This is a genomic window from Amycolatopsis sp. (assembly GCF_036008905.1).
Taxonomy (GTDB): domain Bacteria; phylum Actinomycetota; class Actinomycetes; order Mycobacteriales; family Pseudonocardiaceae; genus Amycolatopsis.
This window is the reverse complement of record NZ_DASYMU010000217.1, coordinates 43,089-52,678: the sequence shown is the minus strand read 5'-3', so window position 1 is coordinate 52,678 and position 9,590 is coordinate 43,089. Positions and strand designations below refer to the sequence as shown.

General features: G+C 68.4%; 11 protein-coding genes. 6 read left to right on the top strand and 5 right to left on the bottom strand.

Features of this window, described 5'->3' with window-relative positions; all coding sequences use genetic code 11:
• Window positions 1-27 precede the first annotated feature (27 nt).
• On the bottom strand, window positions 28-972 hold the full coding sequence (locus VGP60_RS35000; RefSeq protein WP_327552472.1) for a ferulic acid esterase: 945 nt from the start codon (window positions 970-972) through the stop codon (window positions 28-30).
• A 268-nt stretch (window positions 973-1,240) separates the two neighbouring features.
• On the bottom strand, window positions 1,241-1,669 hold the full coding sequence (locus VGP60_RS34995; protein WP_327552471.1) for a MarR family transcriptional regulator: 429 nt from the start codon (window positions 1,667-1,669) through the stop codon (window positions 1,241-1,243).
• 97 nt (window positions 1,670-1,766) lie between these two features.
• On the opposite strand from VGP60_RS34995, the gene VGP60_RS34990 reads away from it, so the two are divergent.
• From VGP60_RS34990 to VGP60_RS34980, 3 genes are all read left to right on the top strand, one after another.
• Entirely contained in the window at window positions 1,767-2,591 is an 825-nt protein-coding gene (locus VGP60_RS34990; protein ID WP_327552470.1) for an SDR family oxidoreductase, read from the top strand.
• 101 nt (window positions 2,592-2,692) lie between these two features.
• Window positions 2,693-2,875, top strand: a complete 183-nt coding sequence (locus VGP60_RS34985) for a hypothetical protein (protein WP_327552469.1) — start codon at window positions 2,693-2,695, stop codon at window positions 2,873-2,875.
• A gap of 100 nt (window positions 2,876-2,975) precedes the next feature.
• Entirely contained in the window at window positions 2,976-3,545 is a 570-nt protein-coding gene (locus tag VGP60_RS34980) for a hypothetical protein (protein WP_327552468.1), read from the top strand.
• Window positions 3,546-3,548: 3 nt separating this feature from the next.
• Here VGP60_RS34980 and VGP60_RS34975 read toward each other — a convergent pair whose 3' ends face one another.
• Entirely contained in the window at window positions 3,549-4,595 is a 1,047-nt protein-coding gene (locus tag VGP60_RS34975; protein WP_327552467.1) for a zinc-binding dehydrogenase, read from the bottom strand.
• Between the two features lie 145 nt (window positions 4,596-4,740).
• On the opposite strand from VGP60_RS34975, the gene VGP60_RS34970 reads away from it, so the two are divergent.
• Window positions 4,741-5,307 (top strand): histidine phosphatase family protein, encoded by a 567-nt coding sequence (locus VGP60_RS34970; RefSeq protein WP_327552466.1) that lies wholly within the window; start codon window positions 4,741-4,743, stop codon window positions 5,305-5,307.
• 261 nt (window positions 5,308-5,568) lie between these two features.
• Window positions 5,569-6,411, top strand: a complete 843-nt coding sequence (locus VGP60_RS34965) for a glycoside hydrolase family 16 protein (RefSeq protein ID WP_414640453.1) — start codon at window positions 5,569-5,571, stop codon at window positions 6,409-6,411.
• A 38-nt stretch (window positions 6,412-6,449) separates the two neighbouring features.
• Here VGP60_RS34965 and VGP60_RS34960 read toward each other — a convergent pair whose 3' ends face one another.
• Complete coding sequence (locus VGP60_RS34960) at window positions 6,450-7,595, bottom strand: ROK family transcriptional regulator (RefSeq protein ID WP_327552465.1); 1,146 nt, start codon at window positions 7,593-7,595, stop codon at window positions 6,450-6,452.
• A gap of 89 nt (window positions 7,596-7,684) precedes the next feature.
• On the opposite strand from VGP60_RS34960, the gene VGP60_RS34955 reads away from it, so the two are divergent.
• Window positions 7,685-8,950 (top strand): YbiU family protein, encoded by a 1,266-nt coding sequence (locus VGP60_RS34955; RefSeq protein WP_327552464.1) that lies wholly within the window; start codon window positions 7,685-7,687, stop codon window positions 8,948-8,950.
• Here VGP60_RS34955 and VGP60_RS34950 read toward each other — a convergent pair.
• Window positions 8,925-9,578: an HNH endonuclease family protein gene (locus VGP60_RS34950; protein ID WP_327552463.1), complete on the bottom strand. Its 654-nt coding sequence runs from the start codon at window positions 9,576-9,578 to the stop codon at window positions 8,925-8,927. The two genes, VGP60_RS34955 and VGP60_RS34950, sit on opposite strands and share 26 nt — an antisense overlap.
• Window positions 9,579-9,590 lie beyond the last annotated feature (12 nt).

Here is a 9,590-nt window from a genome sequence, read left to right as displayed (position 1 = left end):
GACAGATGGCGGCACGCCCTTATGTGCTCAGAGTCGGTGGTGGCGGAAGAAGTCCCAGATCACCGGGGTGGCGTCGATGACACTCGGCGTCGCGGTGTCGTTGTTCGGCTTGGTACTGGGCCAGACGTGCCCCGCGCCTTCGACGCGGTAGTGCCGCACGGTGCTGCCGTGGTCACAGCCGAGCCACTTCTGGACCGTCACGCCTTTCTGGGGCGTGTACGTCACCGGACGCGATTTGCAGCCGTCCAATGTGGACCATCCGGCCAGCCAGTCCGGAATGGACGGAAGTCCCTTGGCGGGGTTGCCCGTGTACGGGATCGTGGTGTCGGCGGTGCCGTGGAAGTCCAGGATCGGGACGTCGCGGGACGGGTGGCACGCGCCGCCCTCGGGGTAGAACGCACCGGAAACCGGGGCGAACGCGGCGAAGCGGCCGGCCATCCGGCAGGCGAGGACACCGACGAACCCGCCGCCGTTCGACTTGCCCGTCGCGAAGATCCGGTCCGGGTCGACACAAAGCTGACGCTGCAACGAAGTCAGCAGGTCGCTGGTGAACAGCACGTCGTCCGCGGCGGCCGAGTACGGCGCGCCCGTCCAGGCCGATTCGCCGTCGGTGCCGATGAGACCCTGGGGATATACCGCGATTGTGTCCACCTCGGAGAAGCCGGACAGCTCCTCCTGGTACTGGCTGGTGCGCTTGTGCCCGTGGAACGACAAGACCAGCGGGTACTTCTTGGCCGGGTTGTAGCGTTCGGGCAGGTGGACGGTGAATTCCCGGGTGATACCACCGGAAACCAGTTCGAGGCCGGTCGTCGTGCCGGGCGTCACCGGTGGGGCCTGCCGGCAGCCGGTGGTGCGGACCGGCTGATCCACCACCCCGGCCGTGGTCGCGGACGCGGTCGTGACGGAGACGGAGCTCAAGCCGACGGCGAGTGCGGCCACCAGCACCCAGCGGGGCAGCGATTTTCCAGGCACGCGATCCTCCTTGATCGAGTAAAAGCTGCCGTGACGATAGCTTCGGAGGACCGGCGGTTCGGATTGAGTTCATTGAGTTCGTGAAAACCCCGCCAACGGCTCACCCGACGGTCGGAGAGCGCGTTTTCAACCCTGTCGGCAGGGGAAATCGCCCGTTCAGGTCAAGTTCGCGACATGGGCGCGCACATCGGCGTCGCGCTGGTGAAGATTGCCCTGTGCAGGTGGCCACCGTGCCTCGGGGGGCGCGGTGGCCACCTGGTCCTCGAAGTCAGTGGGCCGTCGGCTCGGCCGTGGTGGCGTGCCGGACGAGGGTTTCCGAGACGTCCGACGCCGTGCGCTTGTCGGCGGGCTGGAGTTCGGCGGCGAGTTCTTCCAGCCGTGCTGTCACCGCTTGGCGGGACTCGGTGCCGATCCGGGTGCCCTCGGGGGTCAGCGCGATCGCACTGTCCGGCGTCCGGGTGACCAGACCGGCCTGCTCGGCTTGATCGACCAGCGCGGTGAATTCCGGTTCCTCGAGGCTCAGCAGACCGCTCAGCTCGGCCGGTTCGACCGGTCCGGCGACGAGCATGCCGAGGAGTTGGGTCTGTCCTGCGGTGAGGCCGTGTTCCCGGCTGACGTCGGCCAGCACCCGCTGGACGACTTGGGACAACCGCACCAAGGCCGAGGCGAACTCTGTCTCCTCGAGTGTTTCGGTCATGACATCCCTCCTCGATCGACTATACGGCGGTACCGGTACCGCCGGGGGTCAGGGGCTCTGCCTGGCGCACCCAAGATCGCTGCAACAGACTGGCACGATGAACTTTCTGGACGACAGGGCAGTGGTCGTCACCGGCGCGGGCCGCGGCCTGGGTGCCGCGTTCGCCCGGCACGCGGCGGCGGCCGGCGCGGCGGTCGTGGTCAACGACATCGACGGCGAACTGGCCGAGGAGGTGGCTCGCGGCATCCGCGAGTCGGCGGGCAACGCGGTGGCCAGCGCTCATTCGGTCGCGGACGCCGAACAGGCCGACGCGCTGATCGAGCAGTGTGTCGCCGAGTTCGGCGGGATCGACGGCCTGGTCAACAACGCGGGCCTGAACTACAAGTCGGTGCCGTGGGAGGACGATCCCGCTCGCATCCGCGCGCTGATCGAGGTCAACGTGCTCGGCTCGCTGTACTGCGGAGTCGCCGCGGCCAAGGCGATGCGGCGTGGCTCGATCTTGAACATCGCGTCCGGCTCACTGCTCGGGCAGCGCAACGCGGCCGCCTACTCGGCGTCGAAAGGCGCCATCGCTTCGATGACCTTCTCGTGGGCGGTCGATCTCGCGCCGCGCGGCATCCGCGTCAACGCGCTGTGCCCGATCGCGTGGACGCGGATGGTGTGGGACGACCCGAAGGGCACCACCGCCGACCAGACCCCGGAACGGATCGCGCCGGCGGTGACGTACCTGCTCAGCGACCTCGCGGCCGGGGTCACCGGCCAGCTCGTGCGGTTCCACGGCGACCGGCTGCAGATCGTGCGCCAGCCCGCGGTCAAGGAACCGTTGCTGACCAAGGAAAGCTGGGGCGTCGAGGACATCGCCGATGCCTTCGGGAACGAACTCGCCGACGCGCTGGAGCCGCCGCCCTCCGCGCGCTGGTGAGGTTGCTTCCCTGTGCGCCATGTCACCCGTGAGCATCCCCGGGCGCCCACCGGACATCTCTTCCCACAGAAGCGACACGACCGGCATACGGGAGGACGACCATGGGAACCAAGGTCTGGACCAGGTCGGGCCTCGGCGCCGCTGTGGTCGTCACCGGCGCGCCGGCGGCCAAGGCGACGTTCACGCTGCCCTCGGGCCGACCCGGCGCCACCGTGACCGTGGCTTGGCCGAGCGACGTGAACGGGCCGGTCAGGCTGGGCAACGTCGGCGACGGGGTCAGCTGACATCCCGGCCCCGGGCGGTCCGATCGGGACCTGCGATTCGCCCCCGATCGGACCGTGTGCAAGCGTGGGGGGACCGCGACGAGCTGGAGGGCAGAGGGCCGTGACCGCCAAGAACAAGATCGTCTACGGTGCCGTCGTACTGGCGCTCGTCGTCACCGGCGCGGCTGTGACCACCGCGGCGGTGGTCGGGAAGTCCGACCGGGACACCGCCGCGCCCGCCACGGACACGCCCATGATCGGCGACGCCACCCAGACCGGGCCGGGGACGACCCCGTGCGCCGCCGGGCAGTTGCGGATGGACGTCGCCGAAGCCCGGTCGCCGAACGACACCGGCCGGATGTTCCAGATCGACTTCGCCGCGCACCCGGCGGTGAGCTGCACGCTGAGCGGATCGCTCGGCGACATCCGGTTCCTCGACGCCGAGGGACAGACCGTCGCGCTCGCTGTCGGGGCGTCGGCGGGCGCCGCCGAGGAACTCCAGGACGTCACGGTGGCGGGCGACCGCACGGCGGTGGTCTACATCGTGACGCCGAAGGCGAGTGGCGAGCCCAATTCCGTCACCAGTATCGGGTTCAGCCTGCCGGCGTCCCGGGAGCGGGTGAAGCTGGCCTGGCCGTCGCCGGTGGACGGCCCGGTCAACGTCACGCCGATCATGGCGCCGGTGGGCTAGCCCTCAGGCCGGCGTGATGATCACCTTCAACGCCGAGTTGGCCGCCGCGTTCTTGAAGACGTCGTAGGCTTCGTCCATCTGGTCGAAGGTGAACCGGTGGGTGCCCATCTTCTCCGCCGGGATCCGGCCACTGGCCACCATCTTGAGCAGCGTGGGGATCGAAACCGTGTCCACCAGGCCCATCGTGAGCGTCACGTTCTGGATCCACATGTCCTGCATGGGCAGTTCGACCGGCGTGCCGTGCACGCCGATGTTGGCGATCGTGCCCCCTGGCCTGACCAGTGCGGCCGCGGTGCGCAGGGTTTCCGGATAGCCGACGGCCTCGATCGAGACGTCGACGCCGAGCCCGTCGGTGAGCGCGAGGACGTCGGAAACGGTGTCGGCACCGGCTTCCACGACGTCGGTGGCGCCGAACTCGAGTGCCTTCTCGAGGCGGAACTTGTTGGAGTCCACGGCGATGACCTTCGCCGCTCCCCAGAGCCCGGTGGTCAGGATGGCCGCCAGCCCCACCGCGCCCGCGCCGACGACGGCGACGGTGTCACCAGGGCGCACCTTTCCGGCGAGCACACCGACTTCGTAGCCGGTGGGCAGCGAGTCGGCGAGGAAGATCGCCTGCTCGTTGGTGACGCTTTCCGGTACCGCGTAAAGGGAAGTGTCGGCATAGGGCACGCGCACGAACTCGGCCTGGGTGCCGTCGATGAGATGACCGAAGATCCAGCCGATGCCGCCGACGGTCTGGCAGTGCGACGGAATCCCGCGCTGGCAGTACTCACACCGCCCGCATTTCGTGATCGCCGGGACGAGCACCCTGTCCCCGGTCTTGAACCCCTTGATCGCCGAGCCGACTTCGGTGATCGTGCCGACGGCTTCGTGGCCGAGGATGCGGCCGTCGGTCACCGCGGCGACGTCGCCCTGCAGGATGTGCAGGTCCGTGCCGCAGATCGTGGTGGTGTCGACGCGGACGACCACGTCGGTCGGGTCCTGGACCCGGGCGTCGGGAACCTCTTCCCAGCTCTTGTTGGCGGGTCCGTGGTACACCAGTGCCTTCATCGCTACCTCCGACGCTTCGCTGCCCGAAACCCCGACGGTAGCCACGCCGCGCGGACCCGGCGGTCTCGATATGCGACACCCGCCACATAGGGATTTCGCGCCGATGCCGGTAACTTGATCATGCCCCGCACCGGAAAGGTAATTCGTGACCGTTCGGCTGACCCTGATTTCGCACGCGCCGACCCTTGCCACGCACTCGGCCCGTTTCGCCGCCGATGAAGGCTTGAGCCGCTCCGGTCCGTTCGACGTCGCGCCGGGGGTGTTCAAGCGCGTCGACGAAACCTACTGCGGCCCCGAACGCCGGTGCGCCGAGACGGCCGACGCGCTCGGGCTCCCGGCCGTGGTCGACCCCGCCCTGCGGGACCTGGACATCGGCGGCTGGCACGGGCGCACGCTGGACGACGTCGAGCAGGCGGACGCGGACGGCCTCAACGCCTGGTTGACGAACCCGGCCGCGGTGCCCCACGGCGGCGAGTCGCTCGTCGGACTGCTGGACCGGGTCGGTGACTGGCTTTCCTTGCCCCGCACCGAAAACGCGCGGATCGTCGCGATCACGCATCCGTCGATCGTGCGCGCGGTGCTCGTGCGGATCCTGCGCGCGCCGGCGGAGTCGTTCTGGCTGATGGACGTCACGCCGTTGTCGCAGACCAGGCTCACCGGCGCCGGTGGCCGGTGGACGCTACGGGAGACCGGGCACCCGATCACGTCGTGACTCACCGGGCCCGGCCGATCCGCCACCACCTCTTCGTCGACCTCACCTCGTCGATTCAACTTTTCTGTCGCGATTGTGCCCGAACTTCCACGAGGTCTTCCCGAAAGACTCGAAAGTAAACATTGTTTCCTCCCCGGTTTGACAGTGCGGGGTCTCCGGTCGATGGTGAAAAAGCCAACCGGACTAGACCAATACATGTGTATAAATCACCGGACCGGTCGGCAGGCACAGCTCTCCCCGTAACACCTGTGAGAGGTGACAATGAAGTCTCCCAAGCTTTCCGCTCGATGGTCCCGGCTCACCCGGTTGCTCGTCCCGGTGGTCGTGCTGGCGGCCACCGCGATGGTGGTGGCGCCGGCGAGTGGCGCCAATGCCGCCGCGGCCGTGTTCACCGACGACTTCAACGGCGCCGCGGGCAGTGGCGTCGACGGGTCCAAGTGGCAGCTCGAAACCGGCGACAACGTCAACAACCATGAACGGCAGTACTACACCAACGGCACGAACAACGCCGCTCTCGACGGCAACGGCAACCTGGTGATCACCGCGAAGCGGGAGAACCCGGCCGGCTACAACTGCTGGTACGGCCCGTGTGAGTACACCTCGGCGCGGCTCAACACCGCCGGGAAGTTCACCCAGACCTACGGACACTACGAAGCGCGCATGAAGCTGCCGCGCGGACAGGGGATCTGGCCCGCGTTCTGGATGCTGGGCGAGGACATCGGCAGCAACGGCTGGCCCAACTGCGGTGAGCTCGACATCATGGAAAACGTCGGTTTCGAGCCGAACACCGTGCACGGCACCCTCCACGGCCCGGGTTACTCCGGATCCGGGGGCATCGGCGCGGGCTACAACGGCCCGAACTTCTCCGACGACTTCCACACCTACGCCGTGGACTGGTCGCCCAACAAGATCACCTGGTCCGTGGACGGGAACCTCTACCAGACCAGGACCCCCGCGGACCTGAACGGCAACCGCTGGGTCTTCGATCACCCGTTCTTCCTGATCCTGAACCTGGCTGTCGGTGGCTACTGGCCCGGTGACCCGGACGGCAGCACCCAGTTCCCGCAACAGCTCGTGATCGACTACGTGCACGTCACCGCTTGAGATTTGCGTGGAGGGGCGTCCGAATTTCGGGCGCCCCTTTATCGTGCGCCGAGCATCTCGGCCCGCGCTTGGTCTGTCGCGAGGTGTAGCGCGCCTCGTAGCGGCGCGTTCGTCGTGATGCTGCCCGCCTCGATCCTGACCGGGCCGGGGAAAATCCCTTCGACGACCGTTCGCACCGGTGCCAGAAGCGCGGCGTGGCTCCCAATCGGTCCGCCCAACAGGACAAGCTCGGGGTCGACGACCGCGCAGATCGCCGCGATCGCCTGCCCGACGGCGGCACCGATACGGCGCAGCGCCTCGGCGTTCTTCCCGCTGCTCAACAGGTTCGTCAGCGCGTCGACGTCGTTGGACGGCGCGTCGGACCGCCCGAACCCTTGTGCGGTCAGGAATTCGGCCAACGTCGTGGTGGCGCCCGAGTCCATGGTGACCGGCAGGTACCCGATCTCACCGGCGAGCCCGTGCGCGCCGCGGACGAGCTGGTCGCCGAGCAGGAAGCTGACGCCGAGTCCCGCGCCGACGTAGACGTACGCGCAGCTCGCCGCTTCCGTCGCCGAGCCGGATCGCCGCTCGGCGAGCGCCGCGAGGTTGACGTCGTTGTCGATCAGGATCGGCGCTTCGGTGAGGTCGGACAGGATTTCCGCCGGGCGGAGCAGGCCTTCGGGGAACGGTGAGTGCCGCAGCGCGATGATCTCCCGCGTGGCCGGGTGGACCGGATTGGCCACCGACACGCTCACCGCCCGCAGTGGTCCTCGTCCGGTCCCGCACCGGTCCAGCGCCTCGCGGACGGTCCCGCGCACCGCTTCGACCAGTGCTTCGACGTCGCCGGGCGGCCCGGGTGGCTGGTGTTGTTCGTCGAACGGGCGTCCCGCGAGATCCGCCGCGCTCGTGTCCAGCCCGCTCTGGTTCACCTCGAGCGCCAGGACCCAGCCCGCTTTGCCGTCCAGCTCGTAGAAGGTCGCGACGCGTCCGCGTCCGCCGCTCTGGTTTCCGGTGGCTTCGAGCAGGCCCGCGGTTTCCAGGCGCCGCACCGATTCGGAGATCGTCGGCTTGGAGATCCCCGTGCTGGTCGCGAGTTCCGCGCGGGTGACACGGCCGAGCCGGAACACCTCGTCGAGCACCGTGCGGTCGGTGAGGTCCCGCAGCATGGCCAGCCGGGGGAGCGGCCTGCCGGAAAGCTCGGTCACGGGCACCTCTTGTGTTGATCTCGGGGGCGGGGCTATCTTGATCCTAGTCTAGTTAGGACTCCTAACCAAAACGACGAGGCAGGTGCCCGATGACGTTCACCGAACAGGCCCCGGAGAACCTCCCGGAGCTGATCAAGACCACAAAAGACCGGCTCCGAGCACAGATCGGCGACGTCGCCGCGGCACTCGCCGAGGTCGAAGAGACGTTGCGGCCGAAGATCGCCGAGATCGTGGCGCTGCGCGAGCGTGGCGAGGAGGTGTGGCCGGTCGTCGACTTCCGCGATGTCGCCGCGGGCACGGTGCCTCGCGAGACTGCCGACGCGATCCGGCGTCGCGGCTGCGCGGTCGTCAAGGGCACGTTCAGCCGCTCACGGGCGGAAGCCTGGGATCGTCAGCTCGTGTCGTACCTGGAGGACAACAGCTTCGGCGAGACCTACCAGTACCTCGACGACGGGGTCTTCGGTTCACTCGCGGCGGGCAAGCCGTCGATCTTCCCGATCTACTGGTCCAAGCCGCAGATGGAAGCCCGCCAGGACGACAACATGGTCGCGGTCCGCGGGTTCCTCAACGGGTTCTGGAAGCACGAGTCGCAGGGGCGCGTGTGGTTCGATCCCCGTAGCGACACCGCCTATCCCGACCGGGTGCGGCGCCGTGAGCCCGGCACCAGCTCGTCCGGGCTGTCCCCGCACACCGACTCCGGTTCGATCGAACGCTGGCTTTCCCCGGCGTACCAACAGGTTTTCCGGCACGTCTTCGCCGGCGAGCCGAACCGGTACGACCCGTGGGACGGCGCCTACCGCACGGAGGTCAACGAGTTCGCCTCGACCGTGATGTGCTCGGCGTTCCGCACTTTCCAGGGCTGGACCGCGTTGTCGGACATGGCACCGGACCAAGGGGTGCTGCACACCGTGCCCATTCCGGAGGCGATGGCATACCTCTTGCTGCGCGCGCTGCAGGACGACGTCGCCGAAGACGACCTGTGCGGTGCCGCGAACGGCGCTGCCCTCGCTGTCGACGAGAAGTACCACTCGCTGCTGCTCCCGGCGCTCAGCCCGATCCCCGCGGTGGAACCGGGCGACACCGTCTGGTGGCACGGCGATGTCATCCACTCCGTGGGCGCGGTCACCGGGCAACAGGGCTGGGGCAACGTCATGTACATCCCGGCGAGCCCGCGGTGCGAGAAGAACGCGGCCTACGCCAAGGCCTGCGGGCGGGCGTTCACCGAAGGCGTCAGCCCGGGCGACTTCGCCGCCGAGGACTACGAAACCGGCTGGACCGGGCGCGCCACCGCCGCGGATCTCAACGAGACCGGGCGGCGGCAGCTGGGCTTCAGCAAGTCGCCAGCATCTGTGTGAGGGCGTCGCGTTCCTTGCCCGAAATCGTCAGCTTGAAGGTGTGCTTCACCTTCACCCAGCCGGTCGCGTAGTTGCACCACTGTTCTTGGACCGGCAGATAGTCCGGGGGCGGGTCGTCGCCCTTGGAACGGTTGGAATGCGCGGAGACGGCGACGAGCTCGCCGTCGGAGTAGTCGTTGGCGAAGCGCTCGCGCTCCTCCTGCGACCAGCTCGCCGCGCCGGTGCGCCACGCCTCGGCCTCGGGCACCAGGTGGTCGATGTCGAGCTCGCCGGGTTCGGTCACCGTTTTGCCGTCGTAGAGCGACACCCAGGTGCCCGACGTCGGCTTGCAGTCCTTGCCGGACTTGACGTCCTTGCCCTGCTGCTGCAACACGATCTCGCGGGTGTCGCAGCTGTTGCCCTGGCTCTTCCAGCCGTCGCCGAACTTATCCCGCGAGTACCCGGCCATCGAACCCGCTTTGCCGATGGTCAACGCCGCCAGCTTCTGCGAGGCCTCCACGGAACCGCCCGATCCGGTCGCCGGAGCCGGGGTCGTGGAGGCGGCCGTCCCACCAGGCGGCACACAACCGGCGGCGGCGACCAGCACGACCGCGGCGAGCAACACCCTTGCCGACACGCGGATACTCATACCGAAGACGCC